The 24,783-nt window shown below is 46.7% G+C and carries 18 protein-coding genes; 9 read left to right on the forward strand and 9 right to left on the reverse strand.

Annotated elements, in window-relative coordinates; translation table 11 throughout:
- Positions 1–161: 161 nt before the first annotated feature.
- The 4 genes from JK154_RS12925 to JK154_RS12940 form a co-directional block, all read right to left on the reverse strand.
- Positions 162–1,517 (reverse strand): DUF3100 domain-containing protein, encoded by a 1,356-nt coding sequence (locus JK154_RS12925; RefSeq protein WP_211992955.1) that lies wholly within the window; start codon positions 1,515–1,517, stop codon positions 162–164.
- A 659-nt stretch (positions 1,518–2,176) separates the two neighbouring features.
- The gene (locus JK154_RS12930; RefSeq protein ID WP_211992956.1) at positions 2,177–3,334 is read right to left on the reverse strand and encodes a M20 aminoacylase family protein; all 1,158 of its coding nucleotides are present in this window, start codon (positions 3,332–3,334) and stop codon (positions 2,177–2,179) included.
- Between the two features lie 3 nt (positions 3,335–3,337).
- Positions 3,338–4,852, reverse strand: coding sequence for an aldehyde dehydrogenase family protein (locus JK154_RS12935; RefSeq protein WP_211992957.1), 1,515 nt, complete (start codon positions 4,850–4,852; stop codon positions 3,338–3,340).
- Positions 4,853–4,854: 2 nt separating this feature from the next.
- Complete coding sequence (locus JK154_RS12940; RefSeq protein ID WP_211992958.1) at positions 4,855–5,742, reverse strand: NAD(P)-dependent oxidoreductase; 888 nt, start codon at positions 5,740–5,742, stop codon at positions 4,855–4,857.
- A 662-nt stretch (positions 5,743–6,404) separates the two neighbouring features.
- Here JK154_RS12940 and JK154_RS12945 point away from each other — a divergent pair.
- Both JK154_RS12945 and JK154_RS12950 read left to right on the forward strand, forming a co-directional pair.
- Positions 6,405–7,313 (forward strand): LysR family transcriptional regulator, encoded by a 909-nt coding sequence (locus JK154_RS12945; protein ID WP_211992959.1) that lies wholly within the window; start codon positions 6,405–6,407, stop codon positions 7,311–7,313.
- A gap of 145 nt (positions 7,314–7,458) precedes the next feature.
- On the forward strand, positions 7,459–7,773 hold the full coding sequence (locus JK154_RS12950) for a hypothetical protein (RefSeq protein WP_211992960.1): 315 nt from the start codon (positions 7,459–7,461) through the stop codon (positions 7,771–7,773).
- 123 nt (positions 7,774–7,896) lie between these two features.
- Here the strand turns inward: JK154_RS12950 and JK154_RS12955 are convergent, their stop codons facing one another.
- Both JK154_RS12955 and JK154_RS12960 read right to left on the reverse strand, forming a co-directional pair.
- Positions 7,897–8,973, reverse strand: coding sequence for an ATP-binding protein (locus tag JK154_RS12955; RefSeq protein ID WP_211992961.1), 1,077 nt, complete (start codon positions 8,971–8,973; stop codon positions 7,897–7,899).
- A complete protein-coding gene (locus JK154_RS12960; protein ID WP_211992962.1) occupies positions 8,974–9,672 on the reverse strand; it encodes a response regulator transcription factor in 699 nt (232 codons plus the stop codon). It abuts the gene before it with no gap.
- A 143-nt stretch (positions 9,673–9,815) separates the two neighbouring features.
- Between JK154_RS12960 and JK154_RS12965 the strand changes: the two genes are divergently transcribed.
- The 5 genes from JK154_RS12965 to JK154_RS12985 all read left to right on the forward strand — a co-directional run bounded on the left by JK154_RS12965 (position 9,816) and on the right by JK154_RS12985 (position 18,903).
- On the forward strand, positions 9,816–10,946 hold the full coding sequence (locus JK154_RS12965; protein WP_211992963.1) for an efflux RND transporter periplasmic adaptor subunit: 1,131 nt from the start codon (positions 9,816–9,818) through the stop codon (positions 10,944–10,946).
- Positions 10,947–10,982: 36 nt separating this feature from the next.
- Entirely contained in the window at positions 10,983–14,093 is a 3,111-nt protein-coding gene (locus tag JK154_RS12970; protein WP_211992964.1) for a multidrug efflux RND transporter permease subunit, read from the forward strand.
- Between the two features lie 69 nt (positions 14,094–14,162).
- Complete coding sequence (locus JK154_RS12975; RefSeq protein WP_211992965.1) at positions 14,163–14,507, forward strand: helix-turn-helix domain-containing protein; 345 nt, start codon at positions 14,163–14,165, stop codon at positions 14,505–14,507.
- A 91-nt stretch (positions 14,508–14,598) separates the two neighbouring features.
- Positions 14,599–15,369 carry a MipA/OmpV family protein gene (locus tag JK154_RS12980; protein WP_211992966.1) on the forward strand — a complete coding sequence of 257 codons (771 nt, stop codon included), beginning with the start codon at positions 14,599–14,601 and terminating at the stop codon, positions 15,367–15,369.
- A 501-nt stretch (positions 15,370–15,870) separates the two neighbouring features.
- On the forward strand, positions 15,871–18,903 hold the full coding sequence (locus tag JK154_RS12985) for an autotransporter domain-containing protein (RefSeq protein WP_211992967.1): 3,033 nt from the start codon (positions 15,871–15,873) through the stop codon (positions 18,901–18,903).
- Positions 18,904–19,105: 202 nt separating this feature from the next.
- Here the strand turns inward: JK154_RS12985 and JK154_RS12990 are convergent, their stop codons facing one another.
- From JK154_RS12990 to JK154_RS13000, 3 genes are all read right to left on the reverse strand, one after another.
- Positions 19,106–19,990, reverse strand: coding sequence for an alpha/beta hydrolase-fold protein (locus JK154_RS12990; protein WP_211992968.1), 885 nt, complete (start codon positions 19,988–19,990; stop codon positions 19,106–19,108).
- A 166-nt stretch (positions 19,991–20,156) separates the two neighbouring features.
- Positions 20,157–22,205, reverse strand: coding sequence for a TonB-dependent receptor (locus tag JK154_RS12995; protein ID WP_211992969.1), 2,049 nt, complete (start codon positions 22,203–22,205; stop codon positions 20,157–20,159).
- Between the two features lie 788 nt (positions 22,206–22,993).
- Positions 22,994–23,371 (reverse strand): EthD domain-containing protein, encoded by a 378-nt coding sequence (locus JK154_RS13000; RefSeq protein WP_211992970.1) that lies wholly within the window; start codon positions 23,369–23,371, stop codon positions 22,994–22,996.
- 72 nt (positions 23,372–23,443) lie between these two features.
- Here JK154_RS13000 and JK154_RS13005 point away from each other — a divergent pair, with 72 nt between their 5' ends.
- On the forward strand, positions 23,444–23,776 hold the full coding sequence (locus JK154_RS13005; protein WP_211992971.1) for a MerR family transcriptional regulator: 333 nt from the start codon (positions 23,444–23,446) through the stop codon (positions 23,774–23,776).
- A 787-nt stretch (positions 23,777–24,563) separates the two neighbouring features.
- Complete coding sequence (locus tag JK154_RS13010; protein ID WP_211992972.1) at positions 24,564–24,707, forward strand: hypothetical protein; 144 nt, start codon at positions 24,564–24,566, stop codon at positions 24,705–24,707.
- The last annotated feature ends 76 nt before the right edge of the window (positions 24,708–24,783 follow it).

Raw genomic sequence — 24,783 nt, forward strand, 5'->3', positions numbered from 1 at the left:
TCACTTTTTAAAGGTAACAACTTATGCTGACGTATGGAAATACAGAAGGGGAAACCTGGCGTGTTATCTTTGTCTTCAGGGGAAGAAACGCACTTATCTTGATGGTGAATTAAGCCAGCAAAACATCATTATGACCTGCTGGCTGAGAAAATTTTTTCACATTAATGAAAGATTTCGGCAATAAAAGCAGCGCCGATGAAGGTACCAAAGTTAGCGACGAATGAGACGACAACAATTCGCCATCCCAGGCGGCGAAAAGCGGGTAAATCTTTCGCAATAGAGAGTCCGGCATAGGTTAGCATTGGTGTGATCACCGCAAGAATATTGACCGATGCGGCATACGTTGTAATCTGTGTGGCCCAGGGACACCAAGGGGAAGAAGCATACATTGCTAAAATTGAAACCCAGCAAACGGCAGGGATCTTTTTTCTGGTCAGGGTATTGACCATGTCCCCCAGTAAGGAAAGCACCATTAAAAGCACACACCCTATCACGACGCTCTCAGAGAATTTCCCGAATGCCATCCAGTTGGCCAGCATTGCGAATACTGAAGTAACTGACCATGCCAAAATTTTCTCATGCCAGGTCAGCCCTGAATTGTGTTCTGCCGACTCCTCGTAAGCATCCAGGACGGTTTTATTATCCAGATTTTCTTTTTCATTTGTACTGTTATTAAATTTAAATCGACGCCCTAAAACTGGTTCAAATACCCGATATGCCCATACGGCTAATGGAAGCGAAATAAACAACGTAAAGTATGTCCCAAATGTCGTTGTAATCAGGTTTGAGGCGGCAGCAAGAGCCATCACTGTTTCGCCCGTTTTGGCATCGACTTGGGCTGCAATGGCTCCAGCTGCTGCTGCCATCATGCTGCCAGAACCGACACCGGAGGCCATTGCCAGTGAGCGTGGGTCAAAGATATTTAAACTGGCAATCACTCCAGCGACAATGGCGATAAATAATGCACCAAACAATGTGCCCGTGAGATATTCTGCAAGAACTCCCCGGCCCTCCGGTGAATTCATGCCATATTTTTCACCAATAATCGCGAGGCTAGGTTCCCTGCCTACAGAGAAGGTGGCACCAATGGCTTCACGCTTGATACCTAACAGTAAAGCCACAGGCATACCGAGCAGTACTGTACCAACAAAATGCCCCAATTCCTGAAAGACAAGTGCCCACCCGGCCTGAATTACTGTTGGCAGTGATGAACCAACGACTAACCCCAGTTTTGCAATAAAAATAAGAAGTGCAGGCTGAAGAATATGAGAGGCACGAATTTGACGGCTTTTTGTAAGCGATAGAAATGACGTCGATCGATAACTCAGACATCCGATCACCGCCCCAACAATAAGAGCCCAAATCATAGGTAATAAAACAACTTTAGCTGATCCTAAAGGGATTGATATAGAACCAATACCTTCAGCAACGATAACAACGATAAAAGCCCACATATATACTGGTAGCACGTCTAAAAATGGCGGTCGCCGGCCAAGATCAAATACCTGTGTTTGCATTGTCAGAACCTCATTATCATTTTACGCACGAATAAAATGCCAGGGAGGTTGCAGTATGTTTATTATTCATGTTGCTCAACAATGCATTATTTTTGCATTTTTGTTGCGTTTGTAACAACATGATGTGTATATATTTTCCTTATGGCTGAATGGCTTTTTGAATTATTTTTATCTTCATCATGATTTGATATGAACGGTATTGTTGAAATGCTGGAAGTTACTGGTTTTGATAGTGGGTGTTAACATTTTCAGATAAAATAAAAAAATTGTCATATGTTATATTAATAATTTAATTATCAACCAAAAATAGGATTTTGATCTGATTCAGTAATTAATGGATTTATTTATGGAAAGCGGTGACGGGTTCTTTTGTGATACTATTTTCTAATGTCTTGGCTTTATACACCGGTATACTTAATCTGGATAATGCCAGTGGTGGGGCGATAGAATGAATGGAATATTGTGGCAAACATACCGCTTCGTATTTGTTTTATTACGGAAAGCTCGATTAACCCAAGTGCCATGCCCTGTGGTCGCGTGCTGGCGAGAGGCCATAACCTTCCATTTTTATTGGTATGTGAACGTGAAGAGCCAATGTCCTGGCTGGAAAGATCAAACAGGTTCAGTGGCGTGTTTGATCTTTCCAGGAGGGATTGAATTCAGCTCTTTAAGAGGAGCCTTTCAACCAGTGACACCCATAATTCAATGCCGTTGGAAAGCAGGTCATCATTGAAGTCATAGTAAGCGTTATGCAGCGGCTTGGAGGGAACATCCCCGTCGGCCCCAATCCAGAAATATGCACCAGGACAGGCTTCCAGCATGCAGGCAAAGTCCTCTGATGCCATGGAGGGTTTCAGCTGCCAGTTAACCCGAGACTCTCCTAATGTTGCCACGGCCACTTCACGAACATTCTGGGCCTCACGCTTGTGGTTAGCGGTAACCGGATACCCCGGGTAATATGAAATTTCGCCTTTAACATCTGATACTTGTGGGATACCCACGACGTAAGTGTTAATCATAGTTTTTACGCGCTCACGGACGCTTGAATTCAGGCATCTGAACGTGCCGCGTAATGTGACTTTTTCAGGCAGCACATTAATGGCTTCACCACCGGCAATCTGTGTAATGCTTACCACGGCAGATTCCTGAGGGGAAAGTCTGCGGGAAGGGATCGTCTGTAATGCCATGATCAATTGGGACGCGGCGACTATCGGGTCTGCCCCATTCTCTGGCATCGCCGCATGACAGCTTTTACCTGTAAGGACAATTTCAAAAGAATCCAGTGAGGCCATCATGGTGCTGCTGTTAATTCCCACATGCCCTAAAGGAAGCCCCGGCCAGTTGTGCAATGCATAAATTCCATCCATAGGGAACAAATCAAACAGACCATCTTCAACCATTTTTTTTGCGCCACCAAGGTTCTCTTCCGCTGGTTGGAAGATGAAATGAACGGTGCCGCTAAAATTCTGGGTCTCTGACAGATATTTTGCCGTCGCCAGCAGTATTGCGGTATGGCCATCATGCCCACAGGCGTGCATCACGCCAGGGATTGAGGAGCGGTACTCCTGATTACCCAGCTCGGTTATCGGCAGGGCATCCATATCTGCCCGCAGGCCTATCACCGGCCCTTGCCCATTCTCAAGCGTTGCAACAACGCCTGTTCCCCCTAACCCTCGATGAACCCGTAACCCGAAAGATTCAAGTAAATCAGCCACTCTCTGAGAGGTCTTATGTTCCTGATAACCTAATTCAGGATTGGCGTGAAACTCCCGACGCCATGCAACCGCCTCGGCAATCAGTGAAGATGAAACCACCATAATTTATTCCTCTCCTGCTCCGTAGTTGAAGCTGAATACTGGGTTCTCTGCTGTCTCAACCCATACACTTTTTACTTCACTATACTCACGAAGCGCTTCTATGCCAGAAGAACGACCATAGCCGCTGTCTCCGTATCCACCAAAAGGCGAACTGACATGAATAGACTTATAACCGTTTATCCAGAATGTCCCTGCATTGACCTTTGATGCGACACGATGCGCACGTGCAACATTATTTGTCCAGACGGCCCCTGCCAGTCCGAAACGGCTATCGTTAGCAATACGTATAGCATCTGCTTCATCACGAAATGGTATCGCAACAACGACGGGACCAAAAATCTCTTCTCTGGCACAGTACATCTCATTGTTTCCATTCAGAATCGTCGGATTAACATAATAACCAGCGCCTTCAGGAATAGGTTCACGACCCGCAACGACTACAGCACCTTCTGCTTGCGCCTTTTCGAGCATGGTACAAACGTGACGATATTGTTTCGGGTTATTGACCGGACCTATTTCGGTTCCTTGTTCTTCCGGATCGCCGACACGAATTTTCGCGGATGCTAGTGCAAGATCAGCCACGAAGCGGTCATAAATAGTCTCCTGAATTAACAGACGAGAACCCGAGACGCAACTTTGCCCTGTACCACCAAAAATAGCAGCCATTGCACCGCGCAAGGCTTGTTCAATATTTGCATCATCAAAGACAATATTGGCAGATTTACCTCCCAGTTCGAGGATCGCTGGAATACACCGTTGAGCTGCGGCGATGGCAATATGGCGTCCTGTCATGGGGGAACCTACGAAGCAAACTTTTCTAATATCGGCACCTGCAATCATTGCCTGCCCGATAGTATGACCATAACCGACAATGACACTCACCAGGCCTTTAGGTGCACCAGCCCGTTCAATGAGTAACCCAATAATCATTGAGCTGAGTGGGGTAAGTTCTGATGGTTTCAGAATGACGGCGTTGCCGGCAGCAATGGCAGGGGCGATTTGCCAGCCACAGGTGTTAAGTGGGGCATTCCATGGGGTAATTTGCATGACATTACCCAGTGGCTCATAACAAACATAGTTAAGGTGCGAGGTGGGTACTGGGATCACCTCACCATGTAGTTTGTCAGCCCAGCCAGCGTAGTATTCAAACATCTCCGCAACCCGAGTGACATCACCACGGGCATCGTTATAAGGTTTATTAGCTGTTGCACATTCAATAAAAGCAAGGTTATCTATTTCCTGACGGATGGCGGCACCTATCTGATACATAATGCGGCCACGATCTTTTGCCGCCATTGCCCACCATTGTTTTCCCGCCTGGGTTGCCGCATCACTGGCAATTTTCACCAGGCTTTCATCGGCATCAGGATATGAAAACAACAGGGTATCATCATGTGCCCGACGCATTTCAATGATCTCACCATGCCCCTTAATGATCTCACCTTTAACATAGCTACCAATTTGAAAATCAGGGCCGAAAAATTGGCTAAGGATCCCGTCTATTTTGGTTTTACTCATGCTTATTTCTCCTTACCAAAAAGTGCGCTATCAGTACGCAATACGATGCAGTTAAAATCTTCACTATCAGCGAGGGTTGAACGGCTATCCCCCCAGAGACGAATGACTTCACGTGAAAGAGGAAGTGCCATCCCCAGCTGGTCCGCCAGGGCCAGGGCCAGGCCCGTATCTTTACGCATCAAGCCCATGGTGAAACCTGAATCATAGGATTTACTGGTGATCCAGCGTGGGAAGGAGACTTGGCTTACTGCGCTACGGCCTGAGCCGGCGTTAATACCTGCAAGGCATTTATCGGGTTCTACACCGGCTTGTGCCGCAAGGCTGATGGCCTCTGCGGTGGTTATCAGGTGAGCGGCTGAAAGAAGATTATTTGCTATCTTGACCACATTACCGGCACCCACGTCACCAACATGTACTCTGGTCCCACTCATCGCCTCGAGTACTGGAAGCGCTTTTGTCAGAACATCATCTTTTGCACCAATAACCATCGTCATGGTGCCTGATGCGGCTCCTGCTGGCCCGCCAGAAACAGGGGCATCCATAAAGTCGATTCCTTTTTCTGCCAGTATTCCAGCCATTTCACGGCTCATTTCCGGGGTTGATGTTGTGGTGTCCACCACGATCAGTCCACGGTTGCCAGAAGAAAAAATTCCGCCATCGTCGAGGCAGGCGGCGCGGACATGCTCTGCTTTAGGCAATGACAAAATCAGTAAATCAACACTGCTTGTGAGCTCGGCGGCAGACGTGGCGATTTTAACGCTCTGCTGGGCAGCTTTCGCCAGTGCGGTGGAAGACAAATCAAAACCTGAGACGGAAAATCCTTTTGAAACCAGTGTGGCTGCCATTCCGGCACCCATATTACCCAGTCCAAGCACACCAATTCTCATCATGTTTACTCCCATTATACGATTGATAAATTTCAGAGTTATTTTTCTGTAAGTCTTAAAATAAGTAACAGACCCTGTTTCTTTAACCGACAGCATCGGTTAATAAATAAAAAGGTTACTAAATGTATTAATTGATAAGTTTTTTCACAGTAGTGAGCCGCCGCGGATTAAGTTATGAATTTATATCAACCCGGAAAACTTAATGTGCGGTGTTATATTGTGAGGCACTTTTTAGTTTCTCTTTTTTGAATAGCACTGCTTCAGTGCCGATCCTGATTTATGCATGTCACTACACCTTGTTACCTAATATAAATATTTCTTATGCTATTGATGTGTCATTTGTAGGGTAAAGTTCCAGTTTTACTGGTTCAATGCTTAGGATGTAAAGTTTTATATATTACAGAATCATCTGGCCGGTATTTTTGCTGAACAAAATTAAATGGGTGATGCTGTTATGAAATGTCAGGGATTTAATGTTTTTTCCCATTTGAAAATCACCATATATTTAAGTGATATGTTTTTTTGTTGGGCATTGTTGTCTGAATAATTCATGCCATTCACCGCTGGGTAATATTTAATATGAGTATAGACAGCTGTGAGAGTTCTATTCAATAATCATTGCTTCGTGTTTTGTTGCGACTAAGTCAACACTGGAGAACGTTTTTATGGGCTCGATTCAAGATCATCGCATCCGCTTTTTTTTTGAAGCAGTTCAGCGGGGCAGTGTCAGAGCTGCTGCCGATTTTCTGAATGTTGCTCCTTCTGCCGTTAGCAGACATATCAGCCAGCTTGAGGCTGAACTGGCATCCCCACTGATCGAAAGGCACCGTCGTGGGATTAGGCAAACTGAAGCCGGTGAGCAGGTCATCGCTTATTATCGGGTCCATATGGCGCAACAGGAGTTGCTAATGGAATCGATACAGGCACTCCATGGTTTACAGAGTGGTTCAATTTCATTGGCTATTGGGGAAGGGTATATTGAGGATGTGTCTCCGGTGTTAAGCCATTTCGCTGAAAAATACCCGTCAGTTGAGCTGGCCGTTTCAATCTGTGGGAGTAATGACGTGCTACGGCAGATCACCGAAGATGAAGCCCATATTGGAGTGGTATTTAACCCGGCCAGAGATCCAAAAATAAGAAGTCATATTAGTGTGCCCCACCCACTCTGCGCTGTGGTGAATCATCAACATCCTCTGCGTTCATCAGGAGGTGAAATTGAAGTGAATCAACTCAAAGACTACCGTCTGGCTTTAACGGAAGTCTCTCATGGAATAAGGCAGATTGTTGCTCAGGCAGAAGACGATCTCGGTATTATCCTCACTCCTTCTCTAATTTGTAATAATTTATCACTCCTTAAATCTTATGCATGTAATGGCGGTGTGACACTTTTGCCTGCTTTTATGGCATCAGACTTTAAAGATGGGCTCTGTTTTTTACCGCTTCACAATGACGCATTTTCCTCGACTCGCACGCATGTGGTCACTCGGCTTGGGCGACAATTGAGTATGGGGGCGGGAAAATTACTAAAAATGCTTCAGTCTGAAATGAAAATCTTCAACACGGTAAACTCATAATCAGTTATTAATATTTTTCCTGTTTATCTCTTCGTATAGGGTGCAACTTTTACATTTTTATCTTGAATAGAAATAACAATGTATTAAGTATTCGTCCAGGTATTGATATTCTTTATGATAACAGGTTGAACTAAAAGAGGTCATTATGAAAGCTGTCACACTTTCCATCTTATTCTCGTTATTAACTGTCAGTGGTAGTGCCATGGCTGACTGGCCTCCTGAGGATAGTGCAAAAGTACCGGGTAATACGCTGGAACTGCCCACTACATTGAAACCAGTGGAAAAACCGTTGGATCAGTTGCTAAATGAGGGTGGGGCGGTGATTAGCGCTCAACATGGTAAGCATGGGCCAGTGGTTACCTTAAAAAAAGGCGATCAGTATATTATGTGTTTGCTGATCGGGGCGGGTGATGGGGGGGATCAGAATATTTCCACATCCCGTTGTTATGCATTAAATTAATATTTAAATAATATTAATTTCATATGGTTATTTTCCCTGGCCATAAAGATACAAAGAGCATCCCTCTAAATAATCGGTGTGATGCTCAGTGCGATACGGGAAAATCCGGCCATCTGTTTATTGTCAGGAGCCGTTTGTCCGGATTTGTTGTTTATGAGGGAAGGTCAGCATAAAGCGCGCCCCCCCCATAATACCGGGATCACAGGTGATTTTCCCCTGATGTGCGATGACAATCGCATTAACGACTGCCAGCCCCAGGCCACTGCCACCACTGGTTCGGGAACGAGATTGCTCACCCCGAGTAAAGGGCTCAAATAACGTTTGGATAATGTCTTCCGGGATCCCCGGGCCTTCATCCTCAATACAAATAACCACACCATCATCTTCCCGATAGCAGGAAATCAACACCACACCGGGTACAGCATAGCGTTGTGCATTATTGAACAGGGCTAACAGGGCTTGTCTTATGCGGGTAGCATCGCCCTGGAGTGAGACATCATCAAGTTTTAGCACCAGAGAAAGTTGATGCTCTGCCAGGGACACTTTCATAAGGTCGGCGACAGCCTGAATTTCTTTGTCCAGCCTTATGCTCTGAAAATGTAAAGGCATATGACCATTTTCAGTCAAACTCAGTGTTCGTAGATCTTCAATCAAGCGGGCCAGGCCTTCAGTCTGCTTGACTAGATTTTCAAACAATGCTTGCTCCGGGCGGAAAATTCCATCTGCCAGGCCTTGTAATCGCCCCTGGAGAATAGTGACCGGGGTACGTAATTCATGTGCAATAGCTGCATTCCAGAGCGTAATTTCACCGGAGGCTTTTTCCAGTTTGCTGGCCATTTTATTAAAGTCTGCAACCAGTAACGAAATTTCCCGCAGGCGCGGGTCACCGTTAATGGCGCGTGCGTTTAATTCACCTTCCGCAATTTTTCGCGCACTTTTAGCTAGTGAATCCAGGGGGAGTAAAAGCTTGCGGGCAAACCGGATGGCAGCAAGAACGGCAATCGTCAGAGAAAGAATGGAGGAGATAGCAAATAATATCCAATCCCGTAGCGTGAGCTCATAAGCGGGTTCGTTCACCGGAGCAATAAGCAGGGTAACGCCATACCAGACATAATAGGTCAGAAATGAAAGGAGTATGGATGTGACGGTAACCTGTACCAGTAACCATGTAAGGTGACGACTTATTCCTGCTTTAGACAATTAATCCCCCAGTTTATAACCGATTCCCCGGACGCTTATCGGTATCCCTGTGATATCCGAGTCTTCGAGTTTTCGACGTAATTTACTAATATGGCTGTCCACGGTACGCTCCAGGGCTTCACCTTCAAGCAGACAGTATTCCAGTAATTCCTGACGACTGAATACCTTACGTGGGTAGCGCATTAAATGAGCCAGTAAACGAAATTCTGTTGTGGTCAGTGGGGTTGCTATTGGTTCCCCTGTTTGCTGACTGGTTACTCGAAATTCGTCGCTGTATAACCGTAGCCGCTTGCTCTCGAGTACAGGGCTGACGGTATTATCTTGCTGCCCGCTGGTGCGGCGCAAAATAGCATGAGTACGTGCGACAACCTCAGCGGGCATAAAGGGTTTTATCACGTAGTCATCAGCACCAATGCGCAGGGCTGAGAGCCGGTCAGTGATATCATCATTTGCCGTTAACATCAGCACGGGGGTATTGCCCCGCCGCCGGAGTTCTGCCAGAACTTGCCAGCCATCCATTCCCGGCATACGAATATCCAGAATAACCAACGCAGGGGACTCCTGCGCGTGAAGTTCAAGTGCTAACTCGCCACGATCTGCATATAGCGTACGAAATCCATCACGCTGTAAATATGCGGTAACGATGTCACCAATTTCGGTGTCATCTTCGACAACAAGAATTAATTGTGAGTTGTTCATTTCCCATACCTTATGGCATCTGAAAGCGAAAATTAACGATTATTTTTTATTTTTCATCTCCATCTATTCTCCACATTTGCTCCACGGATCCTCAACACCTTTGTATTACTTTTCGTGTTTGATTTTCCTGGTGAGGATGTGCTGTGAGAAATAAAATTGGGGTGACCCTGGTAATGATTATAGGCGTGATGATGATCAATGGGTGTCGGCAAAATGAGGAGGCAGCAGCCAGTCAGCCTGTGTCACTCCCTCTTGTTTCTGTGGAGACCCTCTTACCTCAAGCTGTCACTATTGAAAGCACTTGGCCTGCCCGAATCAATGCATTACAGACTGCGCAAATTCGTCCCCAAGTTGGGGGGATTGTCACTGCCCGTTTATTTTCTCAAGGCTCAGAGGTGGTCGCCGGGCAGCCTTTGTTCCAGATTGATCCCGCACCTTTCAAAGCTGATGTGGAGATGGCAGAAGCCGTATTAGCGCGTTCTGAAGCAGCTTATCGCCAGTTAAATTTACGGGCTCAACGACTTAAAAAGCTCGAAAAGAATGGTGCTATCAGTCAGCAGGATTATGACGATGCTCAGGCGAATGCAGCGCAAGCCGCGGCAAGCATCGCTGAGGCCAAAGCGTCACTGACCCGTAAAAAACTGGATCTTGCCTACTCCACCATCCGTGCGCCAATTAGTGGGCGCATTGATCAGCAATTTATCACCGAAGGGGCTCTGGTGAGTGCCGCTGACTCACAAGCAATGGCCACGGTGCAACAGACTGGCCGTGTTTACGTTGATGCACGTCTGCCTGCCGCTGAATTAAGAAATGTTGTGACACCATCTTCCCTACGTGGTGACCATTCAACGACTCACTTTGTCCTGTTGGATGAAAATGGCCGGCCATTCGATGTCAATATCAAGCTGCTTTTTTCTGGAACCAGTGTGAATGATGCGACTGGTGATGTTGTGCTGCGAGCTGAAGCCGAAAACCCCCAGCGTGAATTGATGCCAGGTATGTATAGCCGACTGAAGATAGTCCATCAGCTTGATGATAACCAGATAGTCATTCCAGAACAGGCAATCCAGCGTGAGGAAGACCGGAGTTTTGTCTGGGTTATCGACGAGCAGAATAAAGCCGAACGCAAACAAATACAGCTGGGTGCACAAACGACACTTGGCCAGGTGGTAGAGAATGGCCTGCAAGAGGGGCAAAAGTTGGTCATTGAAGGTCAGGATAAATTACATGAAGGCATGGAAGTACGGGCCAATTCATTGAAAACAAAAGCCTGATTATCCATCACTGATTGACTTAACAGGATACAGAATATGCCGCATTTTTTTATTAAACGCCCCATTTTTGCTTGGGTTATCGCACTGTTTATTGTGCTATCGGGGCTTATTTCGATCCCCCAGTTACCCATTGCACAATATCCGTCAGTTGCCCCTCCCAGTGTTTCTATAACGGTAAGTTATCCGGGCGCCACGCCGCAAACGATGAATGAATCTGTTGTATCACTGATTGAGCGGGAACTGTCCGGAGTTGATGACCTGCTCTATTTTGAATCGTCCAGCGATACCTCAGGGACGGCTACCATTACGGTGACGTTTAAGCCTGGTACGAACGTTAAACTGGCCCAGGTCGATGTACAGAACCAGATTAAAATTGTTGAGCCCCGTCTTCCGCAAGTGGTACGCCAGAATGGTATTACTGTGGAAGCTGCTTCCTCGAATTTCTTAATGATTGTCGGCTTAAATGCCGCGAACTCAGCATTTACTGAAGCAGATTTGAGCGATTACTTTGCCCGTAATATGACAGAGGAACTTCGTCGTGTAGAAGGCGTGGGGAAAGTACAGTCTTTTGGTGCCGAAAAGGCTATGCGTGTATGGGTTGATCCGAGCAAACTGATTGCCTATAACCTGACGATAAATGACGTTACTGAGGCGATCAGCCAGCAAAATGCACAAATTGCGCCGGGGCGTATTGGTGAGACACCTACCACGAAAGGCGTGCGTTCGGCCTATCCATTGACTATCACTGGACAGCTGAGTTCACCTGAAGAATTTAGCCGTATCGTGCTGAAAGCGAATGTTGACGGTTCAAAAGTGACGCTGGGGAATGTCGCCCGGGTTGAATTGGGGTTGCAAACTTACTCGTTTACTACGCGTGAAAATGGCCGGGTATCCACAGCGGCGGCGATCCAGTTGGCACCAGGGGCGAATGCGGTGAAAACCTCTGAAGCCGTTCAGGCGCGGCTGGCAGAAATGGCTAAATCGATGCCTGAAGGGATGCACTATTCCATACCTTTTGATACCTCACCTTTTGTAAAAATTTCAATCGAAAAAGTAATCCATACTTTTGTTGAAGCGATGGTGTTAGTTTTTCTGGTCATGTTTCTGTTTTTACAAAATATCCGCTATACATTTATCCCTGCAATTGTGGCCCCTATCGCGCTGCTTGGTACCTTTACCGTCATGCTATTGTGCGGCTTTTCGATCAATGTGCTGACGATGTTTGGGATGGTCCTGGCCATTGGTATCATTGTTGATGATGCCATCGTGGTGGTTGAAAATGTGGAACGGTTGATGAAAGAAGAGGGGCTTTCTCCTCGCCAGGCAACCGAAAAAGCAATGCGTGAAATCAGTGGGGCGATTGTCGGCATCACCCTGGTATTAACCGCAGTCTTTATCCCTATGGGGATGGCAAGTGGGTCAGTGGGTATTATTTATCGACAGTTTACGCTTTCCATGGCGGTGTCTATCCTGTTCTCAGCATTACTTGCTCTGACCCTGACTCCCGCACTCTGTGCAACCTTGCTGAAGCCTGTTAATAAAGACGCTCATCACACAGGCCGTTTTTTTAGTTGGTTTAATCGCAGCCTGGATAAGGCATCAATGCGTTATGAATCGCGTCTGCAGCGGATGCTGACGAAAACCGGTCGTATGATGCTGCTGTATGTTGTGCTTTGTGGCGTTCTGTTTATCGGTTTTAAAAATCTTCCATCGTCATTCTTACCTGAAGAAGATCAGGGGTATTTCATTACCTCAATCCAGTTACCTGCAGATGCCACCATGGATCGGACCAAAAACGTCATTGAGCAATATGAATCTATTGTTGATGAACGCCCGGGTATCGATCGTAACCTTTCTATTCTGGGGTTCAGTTTTTCTGGTTCGGGATCCAATTCTGCGTTGGCATTTACCTTGTTAAAAGACTGGAATAATCGTAATGGTGCAACGGCGCAGGGCGAGGCTGCCCATGCCCAGAAAATGATGGCATCCGTCCCTGATGCGACGGTGATGAGCCTTATTCCACCTCCTATCGCTGAGTTGGGTAATTCATCTGGTTTCACGTTACGTCTGGAGGATCGTAGTGGTCATGATTACACGGCTCAGAAGGCGGCCCTCGATATGCTGCTGGCCGCGGCGGCTAAAAGTAAAATAGTACAGGATGTCTATCCTGATGGCTTACCTGATGGGGCGAGCATTAACCTGACTATTGATCGTGACAAAGCGGAAGCCATGGGCGTTTCATTTGTGGATATCAGCCAGACATTATCCGGTGCTATGGGATCTTCATATGTGAACGATTTCCCTAATCATGGTCGCATGCAACAGGTGATTGTCCAGGCGGATGCTCCCTATCGTATGCAGTTACAAAGTGTGCTTTCACTGTATGTCAGGAATAAAACTGGCGGCATGGTTCCTCTTAGTGAATTTGTCAAAGGAGACTGGAAAAACTCGCCTCTGCAACTGATCCGTTACCAAGGGTATCCGGCATTTCGTATCGGTGGATCTGCCGCTCCCGGTTATTCTTCTGGTGAAGCTATGGCTGAGATGGAGAAATTAGCCGAAGCGTTACCTGCAGGGTTTGCCATTGAATGGACGGGACAGTCGCTTCAGGAGCAGGAATCTGCCTCTCAGGCTCCGATGCTGATGATGCTTTCTATGCTGGTGGTTTTCCTGGTACTGGCAGCGCTTTATGAAAGCTGGTCAATTCCTGTCTCTGTGATGTTGGTTGTCCCCCTTGGCTTATTGGGCACGGTCGCCGCTGTCCTGATGCGTGATATGACGAATGATGTATTTTTTAAAGTGGGGATGATCACCATCATCGGCCTCTCTGCAAAAAATGCCATTTTGATTATTGAATTTGCCCGGCAAATTTATGAAGAGGAAGGGAACCTTGTTCGCTCCACTATTCGGGCCGCCAGAATGCGACTAAGACCCATTCTGATGACCTCGCTCGCCTTTACTCTGGGTGTCGTGCCATTAATGGTTGCTACTGGTGCCAGCTCAACGACACAGCATGCCATCGGGACGGGGGTATTTGGTGGGATGATCACGGGAACCATTCTGGCACTGATATTTGTGCCTGCATTTTTCATTTTCATCATTACGGCAGTGGACCGATTTCGTAATGTCATGATGAAAAAACAGTAATAAAAATGCGCAGGGCAACGATGTTGCTCTGCGCTAAAAAATGCATATTTCTTATGGAGGTTATTTATTTTGAACTTACAAAAAGAAATTCTTTCAGACGTTATCGAATGGATAGAAAATAACCTGGATAAAAAACTGACGATGAAAATCGTTGCTGAACGGTCAGGTTATTCAAGATGGCATTTACAACGTATATTTTCCAGCAATATGAAAAAAACACTCGGGTGTTATATCAGAGAGCGAAGACTGTCACGCGCATCAGCTGACTTGGTTAATACGGATGTGAGTATTATTAATATTGCTCTTTGTTACGGTTTTGATACCCAACAAGAATTTACCCGGATGTTCAGTCGAATGTATGAGATATCACCAGCAAAATGGCGAAAAGAACAAAAAAGACAAGGTAACTGCTGAAATATATAATTTTAAGGTTGTATTTAATATTATTTTATTAGCGAAATATAAAACTACACTCAGTCATTTTTCATTAAAAAAGGTAAGGTCAATGCGAGTTATTACTACAATGGTAGCGTTTTCATGCTTCCTGCATAATAGTACGGCGATTGCAGAAGAGTACCACAGTGATTTTTCTGTAGGGCTATCAGTCATCAATGCGCCAAAATACAGCGGTTCTAATGAACAACATTGGATGGTCGCGCCAGAATTAAGGCTCCAGTATGGTCATTTATTTGTTGACAGCACTGACGGCGTTGGATTTCGCCTGGAGAGTGAAAATGGGTGGTATATGGAGAGCAGTCTGAACTATGCACCCGGACGAACAGACAAAAATACCCGAATAGAAAGTGGTTCAGACAGGTTACGGGGAATGGGTAAAATTGACTCCACAGTAAGTAGCCGCATGGCCCTGGGGTGGGCCGCAACAGACTGGCTGGCATTTGAGGCTGAGGCGAATGCCCCGATCAGTGATAGCCAGGGGCTCCACTATCGTACCTCTACCAGTGTCATGCTTTTTGCAAACACCACTGACTGGGTATCTCTTGATGCGGGAATATTATTTGGTGATTCTCGTTATATTAATACCTGGTATGGTGTTAATAAAAAACAAAGCGCACATTCTGGATTCCGACAATATAATACCTCCGGTGGTATCTTTGGTTATGATGCAAGTCTGGTCTGGGCACATAAAATAAACGATAACTGGTCAACGATGACAAGTTATAATTATACACGGTTAAGCCAAAAAGCTTCAGACAGCCCTATTGTTGAACGCCGATATAACTCAATGATTTCCGCTGGGTTAATCTATTCATTCTGACAGTGAAGAAACGTACGATTTGCCATTGGCTAGAGTAATTAATAATGTCGTACAGTGTTCAATATAACCCCCGGTTTTTGATATAAATAAATGTCCTGGTGGTGATGAATAATATGAATAGGGATGTTCTGTTTTTAATTTATACACTCAGATTGACGCAGGTAAATGGTTTTTTCTGGCGGATGTGTGGGTGTCAGTCCCCTTGCTTTGAGCGCTGATTGGATATATTGCCGGGCTGGTTTTTATGCAAGATATGCTGATGTTATATTGCTGTAATACTTTCATTTTATATTAGGGTGGTGAGTAGTGAATTAAAAGGATTAGTTAATTTTCTCAATGCCCGATTTACAACGAAGTCGTTAGTTTTCATTTTTTAATCAAGTTCTTTCTGCTATTCCTGTCACTCTCTGATATTCACATCGGTGTCACAAATCAGTCATTTTTAGCCATTACACTGCCGCACGAAATATTCTGATACAAAAAAGAAAAGGCACAACACACATGGCATTTCCCTCGAAAGCACTATTGGCAACGACGATCGCTTCATTGATACCCATGAGTTTCACCACGCTGGCTGCAGAGCCCACCTCAGCGATAGATGTACTTTCTGGTTATAACAAACTTTGGACTGCGGGTACCGCATGGGATAACGGCACCCCCACTGAGCTTGGCAAAGTGGTACTACGACAGAATGTTCAGACAGTCATTGACATAGCCAGTGTCCGTAAGGAAGAACAAGAAATTGCTGCTTTTGAATTCGATACACAGGATGCTAACTATGCGGTTATCGCAGGCCTTGGCCCGTTAGCTGATATCCTGAAAACAGAAACTGGTGCTTTCACTACGGTTAAGGGTATTCCAGAAAGTGCATATAGCGGTCGTGTGAGCGATGGCGGCAATGGTTTGGGTTCAACAGATAATGGCCTGGGTAAAGTCGTAGAACTGGTCAGTGCGGTACGTTATCCCGGATCGACCACACCGGCCAAAAATGCCTATAACTATCCGCGCCCGTTCCGTCAAACGCTGGACGGGGAAGATCTTAGCTGGGTGCTGCAACGTTCCTTGGTTGCCCGAGTACCAGCAACAGGAAGTGGTGATGGTGGTTTTCCAAGCGGACATACGAATGCGGCCTATCTTTCAGCCTTCGGCCTGGCCTATGCGGTTCCACAACAATATTCAGACCTGATCCTTCGGGCAGGGGAGATTGGTTATAGTCGCGTCGTGACAGGTATCCACTCACCGCTGGATGTGATTGGTGGTCGGATGCATGCCACTTATTATGCCATTCAGGCCCTTGTTGCTAACCCTGAATTGCGTGCAGAAGCTTATGAGCAAGCCAGAGACTTCTTCGCGGAAAAATGTGGGGGCACTATCAGTGGTTGCTATACCAACGGTCGGGATGCAGAGGCAGCCTACGCCCAGTATCAAATAGATAAGTCGCTGTACGCCAAATATACATTTGAAAATACCTTCGCACCTATTGGTGATACCCAGGCTGCTGCGGTTGTTCCGCAAAATGCAGAGGTGCTGATTGAAACACGTTACCCTTATCTTTCCACCGAACAGCTTCGTGATATTTTAGCGACCACATCAAGCGCATCAGGTGGTGTGATGGATAATGGCATGGGCTATGACCGTTTGAACTTATTGAAAGCGGCAAATGGTTATGGCGCATTTAACAGCAATGTGACTGTCGACATGAATGCTGAAAAGGGAGGGCTTTCTGCGGCGGATCTGTGGTTGAATGATATTGCGGGTACAGGCTCACTGACTAAGTCAGGTAGCGGTCAGCTCACTCTGGCAGGCCGTAACAGCTGGAGTGGCGGAACCACGGTCTCAGACGGGACGCTGGTAGGAACGAATGGTCAGGCATTTGGCACCGGTGCTATTGCTAATAACGCAACATTAGCCTTTGATATTTATAGTGATGATGTGCTGGCTAATGAGATTTCAGGCAACGGAATCTTGCGTAAAGATGGGGCCGCCAGGCTGACCTATACCGGTAATGGCACAGCCTTCACGGGAACGACACAAGTCGCAAATGGCACACTTTCAGTGAATGGTGTACTGGGGGGGACAATGACCGTGACTGATGGGGCAACCCTTTCAGGTAATGGTACGTTGGGCAATTTGACTGTTGCTAATGGCAGTATACTGGCACCAGGTAACTCGATTGGAACTCTGAATGTAAAAGGAGATCTGACGCTGGAAAACGGCGCTATGTATCAAGTTGAAGTGGATCCAGAGACCAATAGCAGTGATCTTGTTGCTGTAGCGGGAACTGCCACGCTGGGTAATGCCTCTGTGTTGCATATTGGCCAGAATGGGGATTATCGCATTGCCTCAACTTACACCATTCTGACGGCTGATAAGGGGATATCGGGTACCTTCGGCGACGTGACCAGCCGTTATGCTTTCCTCGATGCTAATCTTGGCTACACGGCGAATGCCGTTACTATGCAACTCGTACGTAATGATGTTGCATTTGCCTCTGCTGCCACTACCGCTAACCAGGTTTCAACCGCCAGTGCTGTTGAATTGTTAGGTTCTGGCAATGCGGTGTATAACGCCATCGCAATGCTTGACAAAGGTGCGCCACAGTACGCTTTTGATGCGTTGTCAGGCGAGGGCTATGCCTCTCTTGCAGGGGCCATGACTCGCGGTGCATTAACGGTCAGTGATATGGCCACAGAACAGGCTCGTGCGACGCATGATAAAAACGTCTGGCTCAATGTCTATGGTGGACGTCAGACCGCAGATGGTGCGAGTGGGACTGCGAATACGGCTTATCGTCAGCATGGTTTTCTGCTCGGTGCGAATGGCACCCTGTCTGATAATATGCAGCTCGGTGTTTTCGGTGGTGCCAGTAAAGGTGATTTCGACGTAAATGACCGTGATTTCTCTGCTGATGTTGATAATTACCAGCTTGGTGCTTATGCCAACTATACCTATAACCAACTGGGACTGACCTTTGGTACGGTCGGAAGCTGGGGAGATGTCACCGCGAAGCGTAATGTGACAGTGGGCTCGTTAAATGAGAAGTTATCTGCTGATTTGGATAGCAGAACGTTGCAAGTCTTTGGTGAGGCTCGTATGAAGTTTGCCACTGATATCGTGACCGTTGAGCCGTTTGTGGGATTAGCACATGTTTCCAGTAAAATGGATGGCTTCAATGAAAAAGGGGGGGCTGCGGCACTGAGTGGTGAGTCACTCAAAATGGAGACCACTTTTTCTACCCTCGGTGTTCGTCTGGAGCGTAGTTTTGGTAGCCAGGCACGTCCATGGACGGTGAATAGCAGTGTGGGCTGGCGGCATGCTTTTGGTGACACGGATCCTACCGCACGTTTGCGTTTCAGCGGGGCGGATAACCATAGCATCATTGGTACGCGATTGGCTGAAAATAGCGCACGCGTTGAAGCGGGGATTGGCAAAAAACTGACTGATAATGCCGATCTTTCATTGTCTTACAGTGGCCAGTACGGCAATGGATCGAATGATAATGGAGCACAGCTGAGACTGAATATTGGGTTCTGAGCATCCATACTCAATGGCTCTGACAATATAACGCATATACAGGTAACAGGCGTGATCCTGCTGCCTGTAATCAATTCTATGTCCCTAATCCTGAAGTAAAATATACCCATTAACATTAATCGGTGATTTAAATTTAAGACGCATCACGTCATGGAAAGGCATGATGCGGCCATTCTGGCAGAAAGAAGGAATCAACCGGGTATTATAACGTATCGGGCAAGGCTGCAACGTCCAGGGCTTTATCCAGTGCATCCGGGATCACGCTTCCGTGATTTTTCCCCGGGTAAAGCGTGAACTGACACGAATGGTGACTTGCTTCCAACGCACTGCACAGTGCCCTGGGCTGAATCCAACTGGTGCGAGAATGGTAACGGGCCAATTGTTTCTCGTCCATTTTCTCCAAGTTGGGTTTTTCCTCTGCCCCCCCTTGCGTGACGAATAATGACGCTGCAGCCTGGCGTTCAGTCATCAGGGGCAGATTGATCATTTCTCCTTTTCCCCACCAGAGCGACGGGCTGGCAGCGACAAAAGCCTGGAAAGATTCAGGATGGTTTTGATAAGCCATCAAGGTGAACAGGCCCCCAAAGGAGTGTCCGAAGAGCGTTTGTCGGTTCTCATCTATGGGGTAATTAGCCGCAACCCAAGGTTTTATCTTACTCTCAAGCAGCGTGTAGAGTTGTTCTGCGCCGCCGCCATAGGCAAAATCCGGGTCAGATACGTGGGGAGTGTAATCATAATCACGCCATTTCTTGGGAAAGGCTTCATCTGAAGCGTAACCAATCCCAATAATGACAGGCATTCTCTCTGCGGGTAGCTTACGGATAGCCAGGTTGACCATCAGGGGAAACATTCCGTTACCGTCGAGCATATAAAGAACCGGTCTTGGCGAGGATATACCCAAAGGAACGGCACTATAGAGGCGAAACTGCTTCCCTTCATGGCTATCGGCAGGGGGGACATCGTGAGTATCCAGATGAAAAAATTGTCCTGCATCAGGATCGATACTTGGCATTGTCTGTGAAGGACGTGCTGAGGCTGCCATCGAGATGGAAAGTAACAGCCCTGAGAATAGGCATTTGTTAATCATGATGTATCACTGTCGTGGTTAGATTACGTGTGAAACGCCGTTACGGATAAGTTAAACAGGAAGACCTGATTAACCCGGTCTGAGAAAAGCGACTGGGTGAGGCATTGGTTGCCTTCCCCAGTCGGCTTATTACAGGTGTTAAAAAGGATATCGCCAATGCTGGCTATTAGAAGCTAACGGTGACGTTACCCCAGTAACGGCGACCATCTTCCACATCCCAGTTTCCGCCATTGGTATCGATGCTTGGTCCTTTTTCATTACCGACGTTAAGCACCGCCAAATTAAGTTTGGTATTTTTCAATACTTGGTAAGTTAAACCGACGTCAACAGTGGTGTAACCGCTACGATAGCGTGGAACCGTGGAGCCATTACGCTGGGCAGCCCAAACTTGTTCACCTTCATAGTGGGCACGGGTATACAAGTTTAGATCCTCGTTATACTGCCAGTCGAGTTTAGCGTTTGCCGAATGTTTGGGGGTTTTATCCAGGGCATAGCCCTGCAGCGAAATGCCGTTGGACAGCTTTTCATCATCGCTTTTACGCTTTGAATCAGTATAGCTGTAGTTCATGCTGAGGTTCCAGGCATCAGCCAGAGGGATGTTGGTTGCCACCTCTACCCCTTTAATATTGGCCTTACCCACATTCGCATATTTGTAGAGTTCCAGTCCCGTCACGGGATCATTTTCACCCAGGCTATAGCTGGTAAGCTTATTTTTGAAGTCAGTGTTGTATAACGTCAGGCTTGCACTGAAACCTGAGGCGTGGTCATAGGCAATACCAATTTCTTCGTTGACGCTTTTTTCTGGTTTCAGATCGCGATTACCGTAGATGATCCCCGCACCGCCACCAGTGGAGGTGCCGTATGTCGGGCTGATTTCACGCAGCGTTGGGGCGCGGAAGGCTTGAGACACCCCACCTTTTAAAGTGATTTCATCTGTCAGGTGGTAAATAGCATAGCCGCGTGGATTGAGGTGGTTGCCATAATATTCGTGGTGATCGAGTCGTAACCCACCGGTTAACAGCAAGTCATCCGTTGCGGTGAACTCATTCTCGAGGAAGAAGGCATACTGCTCCGCACGCAGCGTGGCATCTTCAGTGGTGCTTTTACCGGTTGCTGAAGTATCCTTCAGTTTTGAATGCTGGAATTGTCCCCCTGCGGTCAGCGTGTTGGAAGGCAGCAGGGCTACCACACTGCCATCAACCACGGTATTGGTAATTTCAGGCACGCGGGCTTCATAGACTAAGTCGTCAGGCGCCGCACCTTTGGGAACCGACTTTGTGGTGCGCTTGGTGTTTTCCTGGTAGACGCTCAGTTCGGTGATCAGTGAATCCCAGTCACCTTTGTAGCTTAAGGAATAGTGGTTACGATCATTGTGCAACTCAGTCTTGGTATTGGCCTGTTTGTTGGTACCGCGGATGGTGTATTCCGCCATGGACTTACCAGGGGTAGAGGTACGTTCCTGGGTGGTTCGGCCCGCTTCCACGACAAAGGTTTGCTTATCGGTTGGGGTAAATGTCAGCGTTGTGGTGAGATTTTTATTGTCGCGACCATTATGGCCTTCAACAATTTTATCCTCCTGACGATAATTCCCGCCCCCGTATATCTGTAACCCAAGTTTATTTTGAATCAGTGGTCCGGCAAGGTAAAAGTTGCTGTCAGCGTAGTTACCGCTGTTAGGGTTCTCTTGCAGGGTGCCTCCCATAGAGAGGCTGCCGTGCCAGTCATTAGTGGGTTTCTTGGTAATAATATTGATTACCCCACCCATGGCATCAGAACCATAGAGTGAGGACATAGGTCCACGAATAACTTCAATACGTTCAATGGCTTCAACTGGTGGCATAAAGCCTGATTCAAAACCCCCGCTACCGTTAGGGCGAGATTCACGGCTATTCTGACGACGTCCATCGACCAGAATCAGTGTGTATTCTCCTGGTAACCCACGGATATTAATGTCTTGTTTATTAGCACTGCCGACAATACTGACACCTTCAACATTTTTTACTGCATCTGCCAAGTCGTGTATGGGCTTATTCTGAAGCTCTTCTTTGGGTACCACGGTGACGCTCGCGGGAACGTCACGTAGTGACTGGGCATAACCAGAAGCGGTAACAACGAGAGTATCGGTATTTGTATCCGTTTGGGCGAAGGCAGTTGCTGAGGACAGAGCAGCAAATATACCGACGGCCAGCCGAGAGTAGCAATAGTGCATAGACATGAGTGATCCTGAGGATTGAGAAAAAGCGGTAATGATAATTATTAGCAATCGCAATACCGATGATGGGAATAGTCTTATAAATAATCAGATGGTCTATTATTCTGTGCGTTACATCATTAATCAGGGTTATTTTCTGACTCAGTTCTTTCGGTATATGCACGATATATAGGGAAAAACATAACGGTTTGTTAAAAGGTTATTGCAAATTGACTAGAATATGGAGTTATTGAGTATCGAAGTAAAAAACAACCTTATTTTATACTATTGGTGGCGGGGGGACGAGCTCTGGCTCCTGGTGCTAAATTTCACCAGTCTTATTTTATATCTTTATTTTCATTGTGTTATGATTAATTTTAGGTGCTTAGGGTCAGCGGGATAGTGATATTTTACATCGGTATATGTGAAATAATTTAATAACCCCGACTTTTCATAAGATTATTACTGCACAGATCCTGGATCGTCCCGATTATTATACCGGTGCTCAGTGGGGAAATGTGGACAAGAAATCTTCAGCGCAAATAATGCCGGGAATCAATTTTGGGGCTGTGTTAATCATTAAAAGTCGGGGGAAAAGAAGGCTCGTTGATTAATTACTCTATTTGCATCGCTTTTATCGTATGGTGGCAGAGTCGATGATGATTTTCAGACGTTATGGTGGAACACATCACATGACGGAGATCCCGCATCCTGCTGGCAATGAGAGGAAAGTCATGTTTCCCCTCTTTGTGATCATAACGCAATAATGTCCCGGCAAATGCCCTTAAAAATAGCTTTTTCTGTGGGCGTGTTCACTCAGAAATTACATTTCGTTCCTCACCGTACCAGAGTTGCGACTGCTCCAAATCCACAAACCTGTTTTCATCGTCAATAAGTTCCCGAAGGGCGTTCAGGCCTTCTGCGGTCTTTCGGGCCGAAAGATGTGATTCCAGATCATCCCACCAGAGTTCAGCACACCCGTCGAAATCCACGATCGCCGCGTTTCTTGTTTGCTGAAGTGCTGCTTGTAACGCCGTATCAGCATGAGGAACCGTCTGTATATATCGTCGAATACCGAGAGTCCTGGAATGTTTTGCAACCAGTGAGGCGTGATTATGACGCCAGTAATGATCAAACTCTTCCCGTGTTAAATGCGATTGTCTTTTTACACACATAATCAGCTTTAGCATACCGTCGCTCCTTTCATTTGAGAGGTTCAAATCATACACTCTGACAGCAATGTCAGGGTCAAGGGGAAAGGGATGCAGATTGGTAAATTGGCCGCAGTGACGGGTGTGAGTATCCGGATGCTACGCTATTATGAGAATGCAGGGTTACTGCATCCGACTCGAACCGAGGCAGGCTATCGCCGGTTCACTGGGGAAGATATTGAGGTGGTTAAACGTATACTGCTCCTTAACCGTGCGGGCTTTACACTGTCCGCCGTTCGTGGGTTATTAACATGTGTTCGCGCCGGAACGGCACCCTGTGATGCCCTGAAAATAAAAATACGCGAACAACTTTCCCTGATTGAACATCAGGTTGAAGCACTCAATGAAAGCCGCAACTTACTGAATCAGCTACTTACTGACTAGTGGTTGCTTACCTGTTTCGTCATCCATCAGGGTGAGATAAGTGATTTAAAATTTGAATGGCCTGCAAACCAGCACTGCTCCCTGTTGGAGCAAGCGCAAGTGATGGCAGATATTTCATGATCCTTACCGGGTTGATGGATCACGGAAACCGACTATTGATCTGTTTAACTCGCGTTGCCAATGCAAATGGTACCCCGGTTTTCAGCCTGTGGGCTAAACAGCGTACTTCGTACAGGGACGGGCGGATCATTCAATGCCAGCCCCTGCGTTACGCCTGATCCGGTCGTCAGGAAATAACCGTATTTTCAGGGTGCTTACTCATTTTGAGTGCGGCCGCTGCACTGGACGAGTTTAAGAGCCCTGTACGGCCTGTTATCATCACGCATGAGGTCAATTGTGTAACCGAAAAACTCATCATGGATGAGAAAATCGATTATATCCTTTCACAGAACATGCCCCGGCTGTTACTGGAAACTGTTGATAAATTAAGCGAGTTACAAAAAGGTAGTGCGCTTGTTTCCCACACGTTTTTACCTATTGAAATAATGACAAGATTCACACTGTCCTGATCAGTCTATGACTGAGGTTCTGATGGTTAATAAAGCGGGGTATGAACCTGTCTCGGGAAGGCTTTTCCCGGGCATGATTTTTTCAGACTTCATATTTCAATCATCCAGCGTTCTTTGATTTCTCGTGCCTCTTTCAGTGTTATGAGCAGGTAAGAAATTCAGTGCTTGATGTCGTGACGCTCACCAGCAGAAACGAGATAACCATGAGTGGAGATCGGATGCAACTGCCTGATTTCAATCCCGGGCGACAGGTGCGTCTTCCGTTAGCCGCCACGCAAACTCCGCCTTTTGAAGCCAAGTGCGGTGGTGGGATATTAACGGCTATCCCAAAATGGGCATCAGGCCATTCTGACGTATTCTGAGTAACGATGGTGGGCCATCAAACCTATAACTGATCAATACGAAAGTAGTCAGCAACAACCGCAGCAGAATGCCGGG

Origin of the sequence: Citrobacter sp. JGM124 (assembly GCF_018257795.1) — a bacterium.
In the GTDB taxonomy this organism is placed as follows: domain Bacteria; phylum Pseudomonadota; class Gammaproteobacteria; order Enterobacterales; family Enterobacteriaceae; genus JGM124.

Coding starts and splice junctions, on each gene's coding strand:
- JK154_RS13010 (WP_211992972.1), top strand. CDS start 24,564: ATGCAACTGCCTGATTTCAATCCCGGGCGACAGGTGCGTCTTCCGTTA.
- JK154_RS12960 (WP_211992962.1), bottom strand. CDS start 9,672: ATGAACAACTCACAATTAATTCTTGTTGTCGAAGATGACACCGAAATT.
- JK154_RS12930 (WP_211992956.1), bottom strand. CDS start 3,334: ATGGTGGTTTCATCTTCACTGATTGCCGAGGCGGTTGCATGGCGTCGG.
- JK154_RS12925 (WP_211992955.1), bottom strand. CDS start 1,517: ATGCAAACACAGGTATTTGATCTTGGCCGGCGACCGCCATTTTTAGAC.
- JK154_RS12940 (WP_211992958.1), bottom strand. CDS start 5,742: ATGATGAGAATTGGTGTGCTTGGACTGGGTAATATGGGTGCCGGAATG.
- JK154_RS12935 (WP_211992957.1), bottom strand. CDS start 4,852: ATGAGTAAAACCAAAATAGACGGGATCCTTAGCCAATTTTTCGGCCCT.
- JK154_RS12995 (WP_211992969.1), bottom strand. CDS start 22,205: ATGTCTATGCACTATTGCTACTCTCGGCTGGCCGTCGGTATATTTGCT.
- JK154_RS12950 (WP_211992960.1), top strand. CDS start 7,459: ATGAAAGCTGTCACACTTTCCATCTTATTCTCGTTATTAACTGTCAGT.
- JK154_RS13005 (WP_211992971.1), top strand. CDS start 23,444: ATGCAGATTGGTAAATTGGCCGCAGTGACGGGTGTGAGTATCCGGATG.
- JK154_RS13000 (WP_211992970.1), bottom strand. CDS start 23,371: ATGCTAAAGCTGATTATGTGTGTAAAAAGACAATCGCATTTAACACGG.
- JK154_RS12945 (WP_211992959.1), top strand. CDS start 6,405: ATGGGCTCGATTCAAGATCATCGCATCCGCTTTTTTTTTGAAGCAGTT.
- JK154_RS12990 (WP_211992968.1), bottom strand. CDS start 19,990: ATGATTAACAAATGCCTATTCTCAGGGCTGTTACTTTCCATCTCGATG.
- JK154_RS12980 (WP_211992966.1), top strand. CDS start 14,599: ATGCGAGTTATTACTACAATGGTAGCGTTTTCATGCTTCCTGCATAAT.
- JK154_RS12985 (WP_211992967.1), top strand. CDS start 15,871: ATGGCATTTCCCTCGAAAGCACTATTGGCAACGACGATCGCTTCATTG.
- JK154_RS12970 (WP_211992964.1), top strand. CDS start 10,983: ATGCCGCATTTTTTTATTAAACGCCCCATTTTTGCTTGGGTTATCGCA.